Annotated in this window: 16 protein-coding genes and 1 pseudogene; 4 read left to right on the top strand and 13 right to left on the bottom strand. The window is 65.6% G+C overall.

Annotation, left to right across the window (positions count from 1 at the left end; genetic code table 11):
- Positions 1 to 117 precede the first annotated feature (117 nt).
- The 4 genes and pseudogenes from QMG52_RS18645 (at position 118) to QMG52_RS18655 (ending at position 1,834) form a co-directional block, all read left to right on the top strand.
- On the top strand, positions 118 to 1,158 hold the full coding sequence (locus QMG52_RS18645) for a LacI family DNA-binding transcriptional regulator (protein WP_283561919.1): 1,041 nt from the start codon (positions 118 to 120) through the stop codon (positions 1,156 to 1,158).
- Between the two features lie 67 nt (positions 1,159 to 1,225).
- Positions 1,226 to 1,348, top strand: a pseudogene (locus QMG52_RS22440) (SDR family NAD(P)-dependent oxidoreductase); the annotation flags it as partial.
- Between the two features lie 20 nt (positions 1,349 to 1,368).
- Positions 1,369 to 1,518, top strand: a complete 150-nt coding sequence (locus QMG52_RS18650; RefSeq protein WP_283561920.1) for an SDR family NAD(P)-dependent oxidoreductase — start codon at positions 1,369 to 1,371, stop codon at positions 1,516 to 1,518.
- A 19-nt stretch (positions 1,519 to 1,537) separates the two neighbouring features.
- Positions 1,538 to 1,834 carry an SDR family oxidoreductase gene (locus tag QMG52_RS18655; RefSeq protein ID WP_283561921.1) on the top strand — a complete coding sequence of 99 codons (297 nt, stop codon included), beginning with the start codon at positions 1,538 to 1,540 and terminating at the stop codon, positions 1,832 to 1,834.
- A 684-nt stretch (positions 1,835 to 2,518) separates the two neighbouring features.
- Here QMG52_RS18655 and QMG52_RS18665 read toward each other — a convergent pair.
- The 13 genes from QMG52_RS18665 to QMG52_RS18725 all read right to left on the bottom strand — a co-directional run bounded on the left by QMG52_RS18665 (position 2,519) and on the right by QMG52_RS18725 (position 17,850).
- A complete protein-coding gene (locus QMG52_RS18665; protein ID WP_283561922.1) occupies positions 2,519 to 3,460 on the bottom strand; it encodes a cytochrome b/b6 domain-containing protein in 942 nt (313 codons plus the stop codon).
- A gap of 12 nt (positions 3,461 to 3,472) precedes the next feature.
- Complete coding sequence (locus tag QMG52_RS18670) at positions 3,473 to 4,450, bottom strand: electron transfer flavoprotein subunit alpha/FixB family protein (protein ID WP_283561923.1); 978 nt, start codon at positions 4,448 to 4,450, stop codon at positions 3,473 to 3,475.
- Positions 4,451 to 4,464: 14 nt separating this feature from the next.
- Positions 4,465 to 5,235 (bottom strand): electron transfer flavoprotein subunit beta/FixA family protein, encoded by a 771-nt coding sequence (locus tag QMG52_RS18675; protein WP_283561924.1) that lies wholly within the window; start codon positions 5,233 to 5,235, stop codon positions 4,465 to 4,467.
- A 26-nt stretch (positions 5,236 to 5,261) separates the two neighbouring features.
- Positions 5,262 to 6,155: a MaoC family dehydratase gene (locus QMG52_RS18680; protein WP_283561925.1), complete on the bottom strand. Its 894-nt coding sequence runs from the start codon at positions 6,153 to 6,155 to the stop codon at positions 5,262 to 5,264.
- A gap of 174 nt (positions 6,156 to 6,329) precedes the next feature.
- Complete coding sequence (locus tag QMG52_RS18685; protein ID WP_283561926.1) at positions 6,330 to 7,829, bottom strand: MFS transporter; 1,500 nt, start codon at positions 7,827 to 7,829, stop codon at positions 6,330 to 6,332.
- Between the two features lie 135 nt (positions 7,830 to 7,964).
- Positions 7,965 to 9,431, bottom strand: a complete 1,467-nt coding sequence (locus QMG52_RS18690; RefSeq protein ID WP_283561927.1) for an aldehyde dehydrogenase family protein — start codon at positions 9,429 to 9,431, stop codon at positions 7,965 to 7,967.
- 1 nt (position 9,432) lies between these two features.
- Positions 9,433 to 9,864, bottom strand: a complete 432-nt coding sequence (locus tag QMG52_RS18695) for a Zn-ribbon domain-containing OB-fold protein (protein ID WP_283561928.1) — start codon at positions 9,862 to 9,864, stop codon at positions 9,433 to 9,435.
- Between the two features lie 11 nt (positions 9,865 to 9,875).
- The gene (locus tag QMG52_RS18700) at positions 9,876 to 11,081 is read right to left on the bottom strand and encodes a thiolase family protein (RefSeq protein WP_283561929.1); all 1,206 of its coding nucleotides are present in this window, start codon (positions 11,079 to 11,081) and stop codon (positions 9,876 to 9,878) included.
- Positions 11,082 to 11,197: 116 nt separating this feature from the next.
- Positions 11,198 to 12,019: a VOC family protein gene (locus tag QMG52_RS18705; protein ID WP_283561930.1), complete on the bottom strand. Its 822-nt coding sequence runs from the start codon at positions 12,017 to 12,019 to the stop codon at positions 11,198 to 11,200.
- Positions 12,020 to 12,041: 22 nt separating this feature from the next.
- A complete protein-coding gene (locus QMG52_RS18710; protein ID WP_283561931.1) occupies positions 12,042 to 12,656 on the bottom strand; it encodes a TetR/AcrR family transcriptional regulator in 615 nt (204 codons plus the stop codon).
- A gap of 80 nt (positions 12,657 to 12,736) precedes the next feature.
- The gene (locus QMG52_RS18715) at positions 12,737 to 14,890 is read right to left on the bottom strand and encodes an acetate--CoA ligase family protein (RefSeq protein WP_283561932.1); all 2,154 of its coding nucleotides are present in this window, start codon (positions 14,888 to 14,890) and stop codon (positions 12,737 to 12,739) included.
- A gap of 86 nt (positions 14,891 to 14,976) precedes the next feature.
- Entirely contained in the window at positions 14,977 to 17,184 is a 2,208-nt protein-coding gene (locus QMG52_RS18720; protein WP_283561933.1) for an acyl-CoA dehydrogenase family protein, read from the bottom strand.
- Positions 17,185 to 17,415: 231 nt separating this feature from the next.
- Positions 17,416 to 17,850, bottom strand: a complete 435-nt coding sequence (locus QMG52_RS18725) for a hypothetical protein (RefSeq protein ID WP_283561934.1) — start codon at positions 17,848 to 17,850, stop codon at positions 17,416 to 17,418.
- Between the last annotated feature and the right edge of the window lie 468 nt (positions 17,851 to 18,318).

Below are 18,318 nucleotides of genomic sequence, written 5' to 3' on the forward strand. Positions count from 1 at the left end.
CGCTATACTGGGAACACCCGGTTGGTCAATGCCCTTTCCTGAACGCGTGACACAGATGGCGCAATTGACCTCAGCCGCGTCCCGCCGCTCCCGCACAACCAGCGAAAAGAGGACAGCATGACCGTAACGCTCAGCGATGTTGCGCGGCGTGCGGGCGTGTCCCTGGCCACGGCATCGCGGGTGGTTAACGGCTCCGAGCGGATCCCCGCGGCAGCCATCGCGGACCGTGTCCGAGCGGCAGCCGCGGAACTGGGGTACGTGGCCAACGCCCAGGCCCAGGCCCTGGCCCGTTCGGCCACCCGCCTGGTTGGCCTGGTGGTGCACGACATCGCAGACCCGTACTTTTCCACCATTGCCCGCGGCGTGCAGCGCTGGGCCGGGCAACAGGGACAGCAGGTGCTGCTGGCCAGTTCGGACCACGATCCAGCGGCCGAGCTCGACGCGGTCACGGCCTTCATGTCCTACCGCACCGATGCCATTGTCCTGGCCGGCTCCCGGCTGCGGACCCCGGATCCGGCCCTGAACCAGACGCTGGCAGGCTACATCGCCGGCGGAGGACGGGTCGTCAGCCTCGGCGCCACCGGCATCCCGGAGGCACAGCACGTGGACATCGCCAACGAGACCGGGGCCTTTGCGCTGGCCACGGAGCTGGTTTCGCTCGGTCTCCAGCGGTTCGCCATCCTGGCAGGCCCGGAGCAGCTGGCCACGGCCTGGCAGCGGGCCACCGGCTTCCTGCGGGCGCTGGCCTCCGCCGGCCTGGCCCCCCTCGCCGTCTTGCCCGGCGGCTTCACCAGCCGGGGCGGCTACGACGCGGCGCTGGAGTGCATGGTCCGGCTGGGCGGCGCCGCGGCCAGGCCTGACCAAAGAACCCAGGAGGGGCCGCTGTGCCTGCTGGCGGCCAACGACGTCATGGCGCTCGGTGCTATCACGGCCATGCGCAGCCTCGGGCTTAGTGTCCCCCGCGACGTCCAGGTGGCGGGCTTTGACGACATCCCCACGCTGCGCGACCACTCGCCGGAACTGACTACGTACCGGCTCCCGCTGGAGGAAATCGGCCAGGTGGCGGCCAAGCTCGCCCTGGCCGCGGACGCCGTCGGGCCGGTGCACATCGACGGCGACGTACTCATCCGCGAAAGCGCCGGCCGCCCGGGCCATTAAACGCCTCCGCCGGTTCGCACTCAAGCCCGAGTTTCAATACAGCGTGAGATTCAGCAACAAGGTCGCCGTGGTCACTGCCGCAGGCGCCGGCATCGGGGAGTCCGTGGCACGACGCCTCGCTGCCGAGGGTGCTGCGGTCGTAGTTTCCGATGTCAATGACGAGGCCGGTCAGGCGGTCGCCGCTGCCCTCCCGGCCGCTGGCGGGCGGCCATGCCCAAGCCCGTCCAGGACGTCACCCCGGCCGAATGGGACCGCACGATGGCCGTCACGCTGCCCAAAACGTTCCTGTGCCTGCAGGCGGAGGCGGCGTACATGGCCGGGCACGACGGCGGCGCGATCGTGAACATTGCCTCGGGGTGACAGGGCTTTCCTCCACCCCATGCTTACCCCGTATGGCGCCTCCAAGCATGGCGTCGTGAGCCTGACCCGGAGTGTTGCGATGGAGAACGCGGACCAGGGCATCCGTGTCAACGGGGTGGCTCCGGGTGCCGTTGATACCGCGGCGCTTGCCTCGCTGCCCGAGGACGCCAGAGCGGGGTACGCGGCCGAGGCGCCCACGAGGCGGCTGGGCCGGCCCGACGAAATCGCCAACGCGGCAATCTGGCTGCTCCCGGACGAGGCCAGCTTCGTCACGGGCGTCGTCCTGCCGGTCGATGGCGGGACCCTGCATGCCTGACCCTGCACCCGGATACCGACACGAACTGATCGTCGCCCTCACTCGGATCCTCGCCGAATGGACGGCGCCGGATTTCCTGACGGCGGTCGCCGCCAGGGAGGGCGTTTCCCTGGACCCCGGTGCAATTGTCATGGTCACGATCCTGTCCCCGGCAGGGCGCCTCCCGCCCATCCCGGCTGGCCGCGCAGATGGTAACCGGAGCCTCCAACGTCAGCAAGATCGTTGGCCGGCTCACCGAGGCCGGGCTTGCTGTTCGGGCCCCGACCCATCGGACGCGCGTGTCCAGCCCGTGCATCTCACCGGTGCAGGGCGCCGGGTCGCCGGTGCATTCGTCCGGGCCGGCGATGGGCTCGTCGACGAGCTGCTGGACGACTGGGACGAGGCGGACCGGCGGGCGTTCACTGCCATGCTGCAACGCTTTGAACGGTCAACCATTGCCCTGTCTTCCCGATTGCTGGGCCGACACCCCCATGGAAGGATAATCAGCATTTTGAACCGCCCCCAGCAAGCGTGCGCTGAGCCGCTGGGTGCGGCGCGAATCCAACACGCATCGCTGGGCCGGCGCCGGTATTCCGCTGCACGCGATCGCACCCGAGGACGGTGCCCCCGCCGATGACCGCCGACCTGTTGTCCACTCCCGGGGGTCGGGAGATGACGGACATATGGCGCTGGCGCGCTTTGGGATTATCTGGAGACCTTCCCCATCAGCCCGGCAATGGGCCTTAGGAATATCGGTCGCGCAAGGAACCAAGCAGCGACCATGACCGCGAGAGAAAAGGCAAAGACGCCAAACCCTAGCCAGCTGGCATCATCACGCCCACCATACATGTGGTTGAGGTTCCGCAGCATTCCTGTGGACAGCACCAGCGCGATATGCACGGCGACGAAGGCCGCGAAGAAGAGCATCACGGGGAAGTGGATCTTCCGGGCAACCTCGATGGGATAGGCCCTGTCCAAGGCCGCATTGCCCTTTGGCCATGCCGGGCTCATCCGCACTCCGGTGATCGCCGCCAGGGGTGCGGCCAGGAAAACGACGGCGAAGTAGGACAGCAGCTGCAGTGCGTTGTAGTTCACCCAGCCGTTCTCTATCGGCCAGTCCAGGGACGCATACTGCAGAGCGGCACTGAACGCATTGGGAAAGATGTCCCAGCTGGTCGGAACGATGCGCACCCACCCGCCGGTGGCGAACAGCAGCACCACGAACACCAACCCATTGAGCAGCCACAGCACATCCAGGCTCAGGTGGAACCACAGGTCCAGGCTGATCTTGGTCGGCTTGTTCCTGGTCTTGAACAGACCGGCGTTTTTCCGCGTCCAATAACCCTTTGGTCGAGCTGTGTTTCGAACCTGCCAGCCCGAGCGGATGATCAGGATGAGGAAGAACGCATTGAGGAAGTGCTGCCAACCGAGCCAGGCCGGCAAACCCACCGGGGCACCGTTGGGCAGTTCGGACTGCCCCGGGTAGCTGAGCAGAAAGTCCTGAACCGGCTCCAGGCTGCGCATCCATTTGGCCAGGAGCACGACGACGGCCAAGGACACCACGGCGATAGCGACCCATTTGGCCAGCGCCAGCCATCCGATGGCCCCGGGCTTGGTCTTCGGGCCGGGCTTGGTTAGCAACGACATGTCATGATCTCCCTAGACGCCGGCGCCGGCGCGTGCTTCGAGGGCGGACTGCAGCTGGGGCAGGATCGTGAACAGGTCCCCGACAATGCCGAAGTCGGTGATGTCGAAGATGGGGGCATCCTCATCCTCGTTGATGGCCACAATCCGCTTGGCCGTCTGCATGCCCGCACGGTGCTGGATGGCGCCGGAGATGCCGACCGCGAGGTATAGATCCGGGGAGACGCTGATGCCGGTCTGGCCCACCTGGTGGCTTTGCGGAACGTAACCGGCATCCACGGCGGCGCGGGAGGCGCCCAGGCCAGCACCCAGGGAATCCGCCAGCTGCTCAACCAGGGCGAAGTTTTCCTTCGACCCAAGCCCCCGCCCGCCGGAAACCACGATTTTGGCCGACGGCAACTCGGGGCGGTCTGAGCTGGACGGGGCCGCATGCGTGGCCGTGATGGTCGCCGCGGCGTGGGCGTCGACGTCGAGCTGGATCACCTCAACCTGGGGCGCGGCAGCGGCGGGGGCCGGCTCGCCGCTGGATGCCACGGTCATCATCGCGATGCCGGAACCGACGCCGGACTCGGTGGTGTAGGTCCCGCCGTACACCGAATGCGTGGCCGTGATCCTGCCTTCGACGTTTTTCACGTCGATGGCCTCGAGCAAGACGGGGTTGCCGGTGCGGGCGGCAAGGCGTCCGATGGCTTCGCGGCCATCGGCGCTGTTGGAGGCCAGTACCGCCCGCGGTGCGTAGCGCTTCATGGCCTCGGCCAGTGCCGCCACTGCCCCGGCTGCCACATGGCTGGTGGCGGTGGGGGTCTCTGCCACGAAAACCGTCGGTGCACCCAGTTTGCCGAGCTGCGCCACCAGTTCGTCGCTGGTCCCGGCAGGGGCGGCCAGAACCGCGACGGGCTCACCCAGCCGGGTTGCCAGCTGCAACAGGTGGCCCGTGGTGGAACGAAGCGCGCCAGTGGCCGCCACTTCAACGTTGACAACAATATTGCTCATGGTGTGCAGTCCTTTCAGATCAGGTTTTCGGCGCTGAGGTAAGCAATGAGCTGGGATGCGGCGTTTCCGTCGTCGACGATCTTGCGTCCCGCGGTCCGGGCGGGCCGCTTGCGGGAGGCAAGCACGACGTTTCCGTCGGCGTTCCGGATGTCCGCCATCCGCAGGCTTGCGGCGTCGCACACGGCAACGGGCTTGCGCTTGGCCGTCATGATGCCCTTGAACTTGGGGAAGCGAGCCTCGGGTGCGCGTTCGGTGACGGAGATGACTGCGGGCAGCTGGGCCACCAGCGCCTGGGTGCCATCGGCGCTCTGTCGCTCACCGGTGACGGACGCGCCGGTGAAGTGCGCGGAATTCAGCGGCCCCAGGAAGGGAACGCCGAGCAGTTCGGCCACCATGGCCGGTACGACGCCGCCGCGCCCGTCGGTTGACTCGTTTCCGGCGATCACCACGTCGAAATCCGCGCCTGTCAGCCCGCTGGCCAGGACCCGGGCGGTGGTCAGGGCATCGGCGCCGGCAAATCCGTCGTCGACCAGGTGCATGGCCGAATCCGCACCCATGGACAGCGCCTTGCGGAGCGCCTCGGTGGCGCTGCCCGGGCCCATGGTCACGGCGACGATTTCCACAGACTTGTCCGCGTCCTTTTGCCGCAGGGCCGTCTCGAGCGCGCGTTCGGTGATTTCGTCGGCGACCCGTTCGCTCGCCGCCCGGTCCACACATCCCCCTGAGGTGAGTTTCCGGTCGTCCCAGGTGTCGGGGACCTGTTTGATCAGGACTGCAATTTTCATGGAATATCCTCCCTGTTCGAGCGGCCTTAGGCCGTTGCGGCTACTGGTTGACCGGTGCTGTGCGCGGCCGGTGGGGTGCGGTGGGTGTAGGTGCCGCGGTCCAGCACCACGGTGTCCCCGACGCGGACCTGGAACAGTGCGCCGGTCTCGGTCTTCCAGATGCTGGTGGTCAGCTCGTCCCCCGGGACCACCGGGGAGGCGAAGCGGACGCTGAGCGAGCCGAAGTTTCCGGGGTCCGAATCCGCGATGTTTTCCAGCACTGCCCGTCCGGCGAATCCCATGGTGCACAGCCCGTGCAGGATCGGCTTCTCGAAGCCGACCATGCCCGCCAGCTGGGGGTCGGAGTGCAGCGGGTTCCGGTCCCCGTTGAGCCGGTAGATCAGCGCCTGGTCCAGCGAGGTCCGTTGGACGATGGTTGCATCGGCTGTGCGTTCCGGGACGCTCCAGCTCTCGGCCGGTCCGGACTGGCCACCGGATCCGCCTTCGCCGCGGATGATCATGGTGGTGACGCTGGTGGCCACCGGTTCGCGGGTCTGCGCGTCGAGTAATTCGGTGCTGAGCTCGATGACGGCGTTCCTGCCCCTGTCGTGCACCGCGCTCATGCAACTGACGGGGATCACGGTGCCACGGGTGGCCAGGCTGCGGTGCAGCGTGATGGATTGGCCGCCGTGCAGGATCTGCGAGAGCTTGAAGTCGCCCAGCTCGTCCATCGAACCACCCGAACCGCCCAGCACGACGGCGAAGGTCGGCAGGACCTGTTGCTCGATGCCCCGGGAGTTTTCGGTGGTGAAGGCCAGATTTTCCAGCTGGTTCCGGGAGCCTGCCCCCACGCTGACGGCGTAGAGCAGGGCGTCCCTGGAGTCCCAGCTGAAGGGGGCCCCTTCGCTTCTCTTCCCTATGTTTTCCTGGTGGATAACCATCGGTCTTGCTCCTTCCACGGGTATTCCCGGGTCGCTTCCGACGCTCACCTGACGGTGGCGCGGATCATAGTATCCTCAAATACTATAACCAGATTCTAGTTATTGTCTACGGAACGCTTCGCTCGTTTCGATGCGGCTTGACCTCTGCCGCGTGCCCCAGCTGGAACCGGCTAGCTATTGTGCAGCTCCTGCCGGAACCTTGGGTGAGCTGCTCCGACGTGCCGCGCGTTCCTGCGAGGTTTCCGGGACCCACCTCGCGGGATCGCGTTTGAGCAGCAGGGCCACCGCCACCGAGAGCACGGCAAAGACCAGCACGAAGATGAATGCCGCGCTGATTCCCGTCTGGTCGACCAGCGTCGTCACGGGGTTCTGGTGGCTGGCCAGGATGTAGGCACCGATGGCGGTGGCCGTGGACTGCCCCACGTTGCGCACCATGGTGTTGGCGCCGGCGGTTTCCGAGGTGTGGGTTTCCGGAATGGCCTCAATCAGCACATTCGGCAGCGCCCCGTAGGTCAGCGAGATGCCGATGCCGTTCAGCGCCAGGGCCACGATGAACATCATGGAGTTGCCCAAGGTGAGCAGGATGACCGGAATGACCAGGGTCATCAGCAGCAACCCGCCAATGAAGACCGAGCGCGCGCCGTAGCGATATGCCAGGCGGCCGCCCAAGGGAGAGAAGAGGTAGCCGAGGAGCGCCGTCACGCCACTGAGGATGCCGGCGGAGGCTGCGGTGAAGCCGAGCCCGAAGCCCAAGCCCGTGGGGTACTGCAGGACCATTTGCGTGGGCACCGCCAGTCCGCCTATCGGGCCGATGGCGGCCAGCAGCGTTGCGGTCATCACCAGGGCAATCTGGCGGTTCTTGAACATCCGCAGGTTCACGATCGGCGATTGGACCCGCAGTTCCCACCAGATCCACAAGGCGATGACGCCCAGGCCCAGGACGATCAGGCCCAGGAACTGGGCCGAGGCGAAGCCGGTCCGCGAGCTGAAGGACAGGGCCAGCAGGATGGCGCTAACCGCAATCGGGAGGAGCAGCGACCCCAGGTAATCGGGCTTTTCCCGGGTGGGGACAACGTTGTCACGCGGGATGACGAAGAAGACGGCGATGGCGGCCAGCAGGGCCAGCACCGCTGCGAAGGCAAAGATCCCGTGCCAGGAATAGGCATCGATCATGAACCCGGCGATGAGGGCGCCGCCGGCGCCGGCGATCAGGGCCGAGGCGCCGATCATGGAGACGCCGACCGGGACACGTTTCGCCGCCAGATGTTCGCGGGCCAGGCCGAAGGCCAGCCCCATCACCGCACCGGCCGTTCCCTGGATGGCGCGGCCCAGGATGATCATGCCGAGGCTGCCGCCGACCAGTGAGATCAGGGACCCCAGGCCGGCGATGGCCAGCACGATGAGCAGGACCTTGCGCCGGCCGTACATGTCGCCGAAGCGTCCGCCCATGACACCGGCGGAGGCCGAGACCAGCAGGTAGGCGGTCACCACCCAGGCGACGGTGTTGGCGTCGACCTTGAATTCGTTGATCAGCGTGGGAAGCGTGACGTACATCATCGACAGTTCAAAGGCCGAGACGATCTCTGCCAGGATCAGGGCCGCCACGATGGCGATGAATCCTGGACTTTTGAGCTTCTGGAGGGTAGCGGCCTGCCGGCCCATGGGTGCGGACATCGTTGTCCTGCCTTTCAGGTGTGCGGAGAAAAGAAAGCGATGACACCCCGAACGGTCGCGTTCGACGGCGGTGATGCAAACAATCTTTGGGTCTGGGAGGCACTCGGGATGAGGAGGTGGTCCGGGCGGGTTCGGCTAGCCGTCCCCATAAGCGACGGATTTTGTCCAGAAGAATTCCTCGAGCCCTTCCAGACCGCCCTCGTTTCCATTTCCGGAGTGGCCGATGCCGCCGAATGGCCGTTCGGAGACGGCGTTGGGTGCGCCGTTGACCACCACTTCACCGGTTTCCAGCTGCTCGGTGAGCCGGATGGCCCGCCGGGCGTCGGAGGTCCAGATGTAGCCTGAGAGCCCGTAGTCGGTGTCATTGGCCAAGGCCAGGGCCTGGGCCTCATCCGTGAACCGGATGACGGCCAGGACAGGACCGAAAACCTCTTTATGGGCGAGTTCGCTGGACGGGTCAACGTCGGCCAGGATGGTCGGCGGGTAGTAGAACCCTTCGGCGAGCTCGCCGCCGGCGCGGGCACCGCCGGTGACGACGCGGGCGCCCTCCTCCTGGGCCCGGGCAACCATGGCTTCGACGCGGTCGATGGCACCCTGGTTTATCACCGGCCCGCAGACGGTATCGGCTTCCTCCGGGTTGCCGACCTTGAAGGACGCGGCGATGTCCGCGACCTTGGCCACGAAGGCATCGTAGATGGAGTCCTGCACCAGCAGCCGGGTGGGCAGGGCGCACGCCTGCCCGCTCATGACTCCGAAGGCCATGAAGGTCGAATGCCTGGCCGCGGCGTCAAGATCGGCGTCGGCGAAGACAAGATTCGCCGACTTGCCGCCGAGCTCCAGCAGCACGGGTTTGAAGGTCCGGGCGGCGGCAGCGGTGATCTTGCGTGCGGTTTCCGGGCCGCCGGTAAACGTCACCTTCTTGACCAGCGGGTGGTCCACCAGGGCGGCGCCGGCCTCGGCGCCGCCGGGCACAACATTGAAGACACCGTCGGGAATACCCGCTGCGCGGACCAGATCTGCAAAGAGCATGGCGCTGAAGGGTGTCAGCTCGCTGGGCTTGACCACTACGGTGTTCCCGGCGGCCAGTGCCGCTGGAACCTTCATGGCCAGTGACATCAACGGTGCGTTCCAGGTGATGATCGCCCCGATCACGCCGTAGAGTTGGCGCAATGTGTGCCCGAAGGACCCGCCGGCGCTCACCACGGAAGTGATCCGGCCCAGCGGAAGCTTGTCGGCCCAGCCGCCGTAGTAGCGGATCCATTCCGCCGCTGCCGCCACCGATGCGTGCGCCGTGGCCTGCGGGGTTCCGTTGTCGGCGATGGCCAGCGCCGCGAATTCCCCGGCATGCTCCTCGACCAGGTCGGCGAGTTTGAGCAGGGCCCGCCCGCGCTGCCGGGCCGGCGTCGTTCTCCAGAGAGAGAATGCCTGGTGCGCAGCCTGCACGGCGTCGTCGACGTCGGCGGATCCGGCCAGCGGGACCCGGGCATCGCGCTGTCCGGTGGCCGGGTTGACGTGTTCGTGGAAGGCCACGCCGATGCTGCGGGATTCGGAACCGATGCGCAGCGTGACTTCGGGAAGGGCATAATCAGTGGCGATGCTCATCCTAGTTCTCCGGTTCGTAGCGCAGCATGGTGATGTCGTCGTCGGGGTAGTCGCAGAAGACGGGCCTGACCCGCATACCGATCCTGATGTCCTCGTGGGCGATGTTGATCAGTTCGGTGGAGAACTTCGGTCCCTCGTCCCACTGGACCACGGCCAGGACCATGGGGCCCTCGCTGGCGAAGTGCGGGGAGACCGGGCGGGTTGTGATCGTGTAGGTGTACAGCGTCCCGGCGCCGGGAATATCGCGCCATTCCAGGTCATCCGCCAGCGTGCGGGGGGCCAGCGGGCGCGGGTAGAAGATGTACTCGCCCAGCGATGGCGAGTACTGGATGCAGACCTTGTGTTCGGCCAGGGCGTCCCAGAACGGCTGGGTCAACGGGGTGGGGACGGGCATGGGCCGTTCGAAAACGGGTGCGGTGGGGGTGGTGCTCATGGTGTTTGCTCCTAGTCGCCTTCGAGGATCAGTGCTGTTTGTTCGCTCATGATGCCGCCGTTGCCGGTGACAAAGGCCCGGTTGCAGTCGGCGATCTGAGCCTGGCCGGCGCGGCCCATGATCTGCCGCGCCCCGTCGATCACGTGGTGCATGCCCCCGGCGATGCCGGCCTGGCCGAAGGAAAGCTGGCCGCCGGCGGTGTTCATCGGGAAGTCGCCGCGGAAGGTCAGGTCGTGTTCGTTGACGAACTGCATGCCCTTGCCCTTTTCGGCGAAGCCAGCGTCCTCCAGGCTCATCAGCACGGTGATCGAGTAGCAGTCGTAGATCGAGACCATGTCCACGTCACCGCGGCCGATCCCGGCCATGGTGAACGCCTGGTCCGCTGCGTGGATCATCGGCGAGTACATCAGGTCCCGGGCGTAGGTGGGCGTCTTGTAGGGGACGCGCTCGCCGAAGCCCGTGATCCAGACCGGACGGTTCCTGGACTTCCTGGCCTTGTCCTTGTTGCCGATGACGACGGCGGCCCCGCCTTGGCAGGGCATGACGATTTCCAGCATGTGCAGCGGGTCCGCGACCATGGGCGATGCGAGGACGTCCTCGATGGTCAGCGGCTTGCCGTGGAAGACCGCATCCGGGGTGGCACAGGCGTTGGTGCGCTGGTCGACGGCGATCTTGGCCATGGCCCGTTCGTCGTAGCCGAACTCGTGGCCGTAGCGCTTGGCGATCTGACCGTAGGGGCCATTCTGCCCCAAGTTGGCGTACGGAATCTCGAATTCGGCCTGCGGCGAGCCATAAGCTTTGGACGAGGCGCCGAAGAACATGCTCTCCTCCATCACGAAGGGGCGGCGTTCGTGGGTGGGAACCTCGTGCGTACCGGGGAAGGTCACCAGGACGGTCTCGCACAGGCCCAGTTCGACTGCGGCGGCGGCCCGCCAGACGGCGGCGGCGGAACCTGCCCCGCCCAGGTCGACGATTTCGGCGAAGTTGGCGTTGATGCCCAGGTATTCGGTGATGGTGGAGGGCACGAACATGCTGGCCTCGCCGATCAGCGGGGTGACGATGCCGTCCACGTCCGTCGCATCCAGGCCCGCATCATCCAGTGCGGCCTTGGAGAGCCTGGCCCACTGCTCCAGGTTGAAGGTTTTTTCGCGCGCGAGTTTGCGCTGCGGTGGCAGTTCGTAATAGCCAAGGATCGCGGCTTCTGCTCGAAGGCCCATGGTGATCTCCTTAGAAATAGGGTCGTTTGTGCCGGTTGGCACCTGTTTTTGGGTGCACGGGATAGTGGTTGGTTGTTGGTCTCGAGGTTGATATGGCGTGCGCGCCATGTGTCGGTCTAGGTGCGGGCGCCTACCGGCGATGCCCGCAGGGCAGAAATCCGGACCCCGAGTTCGGGATGTTTCGCGCCGGCCTGCAGCTGCGGCAGCAGGTCCGCGGGGTACTCCCCCGGCGCCCAGGTTTCGGTCGACGGCAGGATCCCGAGGGACTGGATGCCGGTGGATGCCGAGTCAGGGCGGGCTTCGGTCAGCAGCAGGTCTGCGCCGTTGTTCCAGTGGAATCCCAGTGTCGTCGGAGTTTGGCCGCTGCGGAATTCGCGGGCACCGAGGATGCTGACCAGCACCCGCCGGGCCCGCTGCAGATCCGGAACCAATCCGTGAATGGCCTGCAACCGGACCGGTTCGATGTCGAGTTGCTCCCACGGACACTCCCCCGTGGCGTTGGGGGCGCCCAGGGTCATCTCCTCTATGCTCTCCGGTGCCTGGACCATTTGGGCCAGGAACCCCAAGCCGGTGTCCTTGGGGTGCAGGAACGCCTCCTGCCATTGCCGGTGATTCAGGTTCACCAGGATGGGTTCGATCCCCGCTGCCTGCGCCCCGGTGATGGCCGCCCGGATGTCGTGCACCTTGAAGGTGACGTGGTGTGGGGTCGCTCGCCCGTCGTTCCCGTCCAGAAACCGCTGGATGAACGAGTGCTCGGCCCCGCCGGGCTCGAGCAGTTCCAGGCGCATGTCATCTGCAACGGCCAGTTGGCAGGGGTTGAAGACCGGCATCGTGAAGCCACTGGCCCAGCGTGCACCGAGTTCACGGTTGAGCACCGACCCCGCCACCGGCCAGGCCGGAACGGCAATGGCCAGGTGGTCCAGTTCGTGGGCGCTCATGCGAACGCCCCCGCGGCCGGTGCTAGGTGCCCTCGGCCTCGAACTGGGCCAGTCGCAGCCCGATCATCCGCACGAAGCTGTCCAACACCCGATGCGCTTCGGCCATGGTCTTGTCCCCGTTCAGCAGCCGAGCGACGAGGTCCATCAGCACGCACCAGACCATTGCCGTGATGTCCGCGGCCTCCTCCGCCCCGAGCATCGCGAAGTCCGCGTGGAGCGGCTCCTCGAGCACGACGCCGAGCTGTTGCATCAGTGCCGACACCTGCGGATCCGAGGTTGAGCGCAGCAGCAGGATGGCCTTGTAGAAGTTCGGATGGCGCTCGAAGGCGGCCAACGACATCCGCATGCGTTGTTGGACACGTTCGGCGGTGCTGAGGTTCTCCGCCCACGACTGGTCGGCCGAATTGAAGGGCACGCTCCAGTCGTACACGACGTTCGCGTACAGGTGTTCCTTTGAGGAGAAGTACCGATACAGCGTTCCCAGCGCGACGTTTGCCTCGGCCGCGACATCGCGGATCTGGATTGATTCGTAGTCGCTGCTGCGCAGCAGCGATTTCGCGGCATCCAAGATCCGCTGCCGGCGCATGACCTGGTACGCGGGAAGATCGACCATGTCGCCGGAGAGTATTCCGGACATCGGTCGCCTCCTGCTTGTAAATCGGGTGGATGTCCAACGCTACCACCGGGCCTTAGGGCCGAAGTGCTGGATGGTTGTCATCACAGGTCCTTCCAACGGATCAGTGCGTCGAGGGCTTCGATCTGGTCCCCGGCCACGCGGAGCGGGTTGATTTCGAGCTCTTCGAGGTCGTCCCCGAGGCCGATCGCCACCTGCGAAATCCGGAAGATGACGTTGGCCAGCTCGTCGAGGTCGGTCGCCGCGTTGCCGCGGAACCCGGTGAGCAGGTCGATCCCCTTGAGGGATTCGAGCATGCGGCGGATCTCCCGCGGGCCCACCGGGAGCAGGCGCAGTGCGGAGTCCTGGAGCACCTCGACCATGACGCCGCCAAAGCCCACGGCCATGACCAGACCCCATTGCGGGTCGCGGACGATGCCCACCAGCAGTTCGTTGCCGCCGGCACGCATGGGCGAGACCGCGACACCCTGCACCCGGGCCTCGGGCGCCAGGATGGCGACCGATGAGCGAATGGACCTGTAGGCCTCGGTGACTGCCTCGGCGTCCTGGAGCAGCAGTCGGACGCCGCCGACCTCGGTTTTGTGCGCAATGTCCTCGGAGGCCACCTTGAGCACGACCGGGTATCCCATGCCCGCGGCTGCCGCCACTGCCTGCTCGGCCGAGCCGGCGATGCTGGCCGGAACGTAGGGAACGCCGTGCTCGCGCAGGAAGGAACCGGTTTCGATTTCGGTCCATTTTTCGGTGCCGTTGGGCTTGTCGACGCGTGGAGCCTCGGGCACGACGGGATCGGTCGCGAGTTCGGCGACGCGACGGCCCCACCAGGCACTCCGTGCCACGGCCGGGATGCCGCGGTCGAAGGAGTCGGAGGCGTGTGGGTAGCCGTATTCGGTGGCGAACTGGCGTCCGAACTCCGTGACTTCGGTGGGCAGGAAGCTCATAGGGATCACCGGCTTGGGCGAGGAGGTGAGCTGGCGCAGCAACTCATCGTGGTTGCCGCGGCCCATATCCGCCATGACCTGGTTCGCCGGCCAGGATGCGTTGACAACGATAAAATCAAAGTTGGGGTCGTCAATGAAACACTGGTTGGCCTTGGTGATAATGGTGGGGTCCACCGAAATATAGCCAGTGGTATCCATGGGGTTATTGACGGTGGAATAGACCGGCAGGCCCGCATCGTGGAGCCCACGCACCGTTGCTTCGGACGGCGCGGGCAATTCCAGGCCCACCGTTTCGGCCTTGTCGGCAACCAGGGCGCACATGGCGCCGGAGCCGGTGACCACACCCATCCGGTTTCCGGCCAAGGCCCCATAGGATTCGATGATCCCGGCGGCGGCGACCAGGTCCTCGATGCTTTCGACCCGGATCACCCCGAACTGCTGACAGGCGGCGTCAATGACCTTGTCGTCGCCCACCAGGGACCCAGTGTGTGCGGCGGCGACGCGGGCGGAGGCTTCGCAGCGTCCGGCCTTGAAGACCACGATCGGTTTGCCGGCCTGGCGGGCCCGGGCGGCAACGTCGAGGAACTGCGCGGGATTGGAAATCTGTTCCAGGTAGGCGGCGATGACCGTGGTGTTCTCGTCATCGACCAGCAGGCCCATCACGTCAATGGCCGAGACCATCGCCTCGTTGCCGACCGTCACCGCCGTTGAGCAGCCCACACCCCGCGAGGCCATGTAGGGAAGCAGGTAGATCGCAAGGGCACCGGACTGGCTCGCCACCCCGACGCCACCAGAGATCATCGGCATCTGGGTCATGTGGCTGAAGGCCGCGACCTTTGCATGCGAATTGATGAATCCGAGGTTGTTGGGCCCGAGGATCAGCTGCCCGGCCTCACGGGCACGCTCGACCAGCCTGGCTTGGAGAGCCTCGCCCTCGGGTCCGGCCTCGCTCAGGCCTGCGGCCAGCAGGATGAGGTTGCGGATGCCCTTGAGTCGGGCATCTTCGAGGATCACTTCCAGCGAGTTGCTGCCGGTAAGCACGATGGCTAGGTCCGGGGCTGCGGGCAACTCGGCAATGGAGGTGAAGGAGGATTGCCCGTGGCAGTCCTCGCCGCGGCGGTTCACCAGGTACAGCTCGCCATCGAAGCCGCCGGCCTTGAGGTTGGTGTAGGTGAAGTGCGACCAGCTGGACTTGGTGTTGGCACCAACGATCACGATGGACCGTGGCTCAAGCAGCTCGTGCAGTCTGGCGGAATCGAGGGTTCGCAAGGTATTAGTATCGCGCGTCAACGTTGTCATGCGAAGGTGTCCTTTCGGTGAGACAGGAGGGTACTGGATTCCTGGGGTGGACAGGGGGTACTGGATTTCTGGATGGACAGGCGGAATTAGCCGCGCGGCAGGCCGAGGATGCGTTCGGCGATGACATTGAGCTGGATTTCCACGGTGCCGCCGCCGAGCAGGACCTGCGGCACCCCGAGCTGCCCTGTGACCGCGTCAGCGGGGGCTTCGGCGAACAGCGTTGCCGGGCCGGCCAGGCGCAGGACGCGCGATGCGGCTTCACGGGATAGCCTGGCCTGGGCGACCTTGGCCAGCGAGGAGCCGGCCCCGGGTTGGATGCCGTGGACTTGGCGCAGGGTTTCGCGCAGGTTCAGTGCACCGATGGCTGAGCTGATGGCCACGATCTGTCCCAGCGAGGTGAAAGCCTCGCGCTCGCTGCCGACGAAGCCGCGGTCGCGGATCAGCGTGCGCATTGCGTCCTCGGTTCCCGCCGATACACCGGAGGAAATCTGGGTGCGTTCGTTCTGCAGCGTGGTGGCGGTGATGCGCCAGCCCTGCCCTGCCTCACCGAGCAGGTACTCATCGGGCACGAAGACCGAGTCGAGGAAGACCTCGTTAAATTCGGAGTCGCCTGTGGGCTGCTTCAGTGGGCGTACGACGACACCGGCGCTGCGCATGTCGACAAGGAAGTAGCTCAGCCCCTTGTGCTTGGGTACCTTAGTGTCGGTGCGGGCCAGGCAGATGCCCCAGTCGGCTGCGTGCGCGCCCGAAGTCCAGACCTTTTGCCCCTTGAGTTCCCAGCCGCCGTCGATCTTGGTGGCGCGGGTGGAGAGGCCGGCCAGGTCGGAGCCGGCGCCGGGCTCGGAGAAGAGCTGGCACCAGGCGAGTTCACCGCGCAGCGTTGGCAGCGCGAACTGCTCCTTGATGGCCTCGGTGCCGTAGGCCAGGATCGTGGGCATGGCCCACTCGCCGATGACCGACGTCGGCTGGACAATTCCGTGGCGGAAGTATTCCTGTGAGATGACGACCTGCTCGGCCGGGGAGGCGCCCATGCCGTACGGGGCCGGCCAATGCGGGGCCGCCAGTCCGTTTTCGGCCAGGAAGGTGCGCTGCGAGCCGCGGGAGTACCAGCGGCCGCCGTCGTGCTCATTGACAAGGGTTGCCGCTACATCAAGCAGCTTGCCGATGTGCTGCCGGAAAGCGGGATCCTCGTCCGGCAGTTCAATCTCGATCTGCCGGTCAAGCTCAACGGCGATCCTGCCCAGCGAGGCGAGCCGGTCGTCCAACGGCGAGACCTGGGCGGCGAGAGTGATGGCGCGGCGCCAGTAGAGGTGGGCGTCGTGCTCCCAGGTGAAGCCGATACCTCCGAAGATGGTGACAGCCTCGGTGACCGCCTCGACGGAGGGGACGATGGCTGCCTCGATGGCTGAGCCGGCTGCTAACGCCTGCTGCGTCGCGTCCTGTTCCAAGGCTACGGCGGCGGACCATGCAGCTGCGGTGGCAAGTTCGGAGGCGATGAGGAGGTTGGCGCATTTGTGCTTAATGGCCTGAAAGGAGCCGATCGGCTTGCCGAATTGTTCGCGGAGTTTGGCGTAGTCGGTGGAGGCTTCCACGGCCCACCGCATGACACCGGCTGCCTCCGCGGCGAGCAGGGCCGCCTGAAGGGTTTCGACGTAGGTTGCGTACAGTCCCTCGAGGATGGCTTCGCCGTCGATGACCAGCCCCTCCAGAACCAGGGATCCGGCGTCGCGGGTGAGGTCCGAGCAGGTTGCTGCAATTCTCTTCAGGCCCGGGGTCTGCACATCAATAAGCGCGAAACGGGTCGCGGATTCGGCGTTGAATCCGACTACCAGGTATTCGGCCGAAAGGAGCGAGGATACCTTGGTGCTGCCACGCAGCCTCCACCCCTGGTCCGTAGCGACGGCAGTTAGAGCGGATGATGGCATCACCAAAGCGCCGGTTGCACCCTCAGCGAAGAGAGCCAGCCCTCGTGTGGAAGCCTTGCATTCCTCGGCACCCGCAACGGCGGCACTGGCCAGGACAGTTGCAACATAGGGGCCCGGAACCAGACGACGGCCGAATTCTTCAACCACGATTGCGGTATCGGCAACACTGCCGCCCTGGCCGCCATGTTCCTCGCTGATGTGCAGTGCGTGGAGTCCGTTATCAACCAACTCACTCCAATACGAGGGGCGCCCACCGGTACCGTAAGCGTCCAACTGCCCACGCGTGTCGAGAATACCGGCGAAGCGTTCGGCAAATTCGGAAGCCACAGCAGCCAGGTCGGCGTGCTCTGCTGTAAGGGAAAGCGGCATCTAATCACTCCAATATCACGGACGATTCCCTACTCCGGGGATGGCACATCGTCGACTGGTACTTCAGGAACTGAAACTAGAGTCTAGTTCATGTTTTGGACCTGGACAATGGTTTTTTGAAGTCAGTTTTGTGGCCCCTTGTTTGTGGCCCTTGTGGGGACCCGTGAGGGCGTAAAAATACGGGCGGGTTGCCCGCCACGGCGATGCTCCCTTGGCGCCTGAGCCCTGTGATTATGCCGACAAATGCGGGCTGCCTAGCGGCCCGGCCCAATCCGCGATCACCGAAAACAGTGAGTAACCCGGGTTGACGCCGACGTCACCGGACATGACGGCCCCCTCGTCAAATAACGCGACGGATAACAGCTTGAGTAGGCGGTCGATCGTGGTAGGGAGACCTTCAGTAGCTGCGCCCTCGCCAACGGAGTAGGTCTCTGTCTGGACCTTGAGGGTGTTATAGCCGTAGGTCCGTGGCCGTGGCCGCGGTCTGCACGGGACTGCCTTGGCCGGCCCCGTCCGTTTACGGGCCGTGGACAGTGCCCGGCGGGCGTTGGCCCGGGACCTGCCGGTGACAGCGACCAGCTCATCGGGAATCACACCTATGACCTTCTTCGATTCCTCCTCATCATCCCGTGCATACTGCTTCGTGATTTCCCGACGCGTTCCCATCGACAGACCCATCCCTCATCGTGGCCGCCGCGCCCGGGCGGCCCGTGATTTACGCGAGCGTTTCTCAAATGAGCACGCAACCCATCTCGAGAGCACCGTTGAGGAGTCTGCCCGACCCCTTGACAGGCTCCGTCGCGCCGGGAATAGTGATGCGGACCACAACAGAACAGAAATGAGAATCTAGTTCTTACGGTTCCCTTTTCCGAGATTCAGGCGAACCCCAAATACCTCGGTTCACTACGGCTGTGTGGGGCAGGCCGATACGCATTTTCCACCAGACAGAAAACCGGTGGGTGGAGCCTCGCGCACCTCCCGTGCGGGCGATAGCCACCAGGAAAAACCTAGGTGCGTGGGTCAGTAGTCCGTCCTAGTTTTAAAACGCCGGCGAATTATTTAAAACGCCGGCGGATTAGCCGGGCTGCCGGATGTGGGGCTGGGAGAATTGGGGTATGGATGCCGGTTCCCAGG

It is taken from the genome of Paenarthrobacter sp. PH39-S1, assembly GCF_030063245.1.
In the GTDB taxonomy this organism is placed as follows: Bacteria; Actinomycetota; Actinomycetes; order Actinomycetales; family Micrococcaceae; genus Arthrobacter_M.

Coding starts and splice junctions, on each gene's coding strand:
- QMG52_RS18645 (WP_283561919.1), top strand. CDS start 118: ATGACCGTAACGCTCAGCGATGTTGCGCGGCGTGCGGGCGTGTCCCTG.
- QMG52_RS18650 (WP_283561920.1), top strand. CDS start 1,369: ATGCCCAAGCCCGTCCAGGACGTCACCCCGGCCGAATGGGACCGCACG.
- QMG52_RS18655 (WP_283561921.1), top strand. CDS start 1,538: ATGCTTACCCCGTATGGCGCCTCCAAGCATGGCGTCGTGAGCCTGACC.
- QMG52_RS18665 (WP_283561922.1), bottom strand. CDS start 3,460: ATGTCGTTGCTAACCAAGCCCGGCCCGAAGACCAAGCCCGGGGCCATC.
- QMG52_RS18670 (WP_283561923.1), bottom strand. CDS start 4,450: ATGAGCAATATTGTTGTCAACGTTGAAGTGGCGGCCACTGGCGCGCTT.
- QMG52_RS18675 (WP_283561924.1), bottom strand. CDS start 5,235: ATGAAAATTGCAGTCCTGATCAAACAGGTCCCCGACACCTGGGACGAC.
- QMG52_RS18680 (WP_283561925.1), bottom strand. CDS start 6,155: ATGGTTATCCACCAGGAAAACATAGGGAAGAGAAGCGAAGGGGCCCCC.
- QMG52_RS18685 (WP_283561926.1), bottom strand. CDS start 7,829: ATGTCCGCACCCATGGGCCGGCAGGCCGCTACCCTCCAGAAGCTCAAA.
- QMG52_RS18690 (WP_283561927.1), bottom strand. CDS start 9,431: ATGAGCATCGCCACTGATTATGCCCTTCCCGAAGTCACGCTGCGCATC.
- QMG52_RS18695 (WP_283561928.1), bottom strand. CDS start 9,864: ATGAGCACCACCCCCACCGCACCCGTTTTCGAACGGCCCATGCCCGTC.
- QMG52_RS18700 (WP_283561929.1), bottom strand. CDS start 11,081: ATGGGCCTTCGAGCAGAAGCCGCGATCCTTGGCTATTACGAACTGCCA.
- QMG52_RS18705 (WP_283561930.1), bottom strand. CDS start 12,019: ATGAGCGCCCACGAACTGGACCACCTGGCCATTGCCGTTCCGGCCTGG.
- QMG52_RS18710 (WP_283561931.1), bottom strand. CDS start 12,656: ATGTCCGGAATACTCTCCGGCGACATGGTCGATCTTCCCGCGTACCAG.
- QMG52_RS18715 (WP_283561932.1), bottom strand. CDS start 14,890: ATGACAACGTTGACGCGCGATACTAATACCTTGCGAACCCTCGATTCC.
- QMG52_RS18720 (WP_283561933.1), bottom strand. CDS start 17,184: ATGCCGCTTTCCCTTACAGCAGAGCACGCCGACCTGGCTGCTGTGGCT.
- QMG52_RS18725 (WP_283561934.1), bottom strand. CDS start 17,850: ATGGGAACGCGTCGGGAAATCACGAAGCAGTATGCACGGGATGATGAG.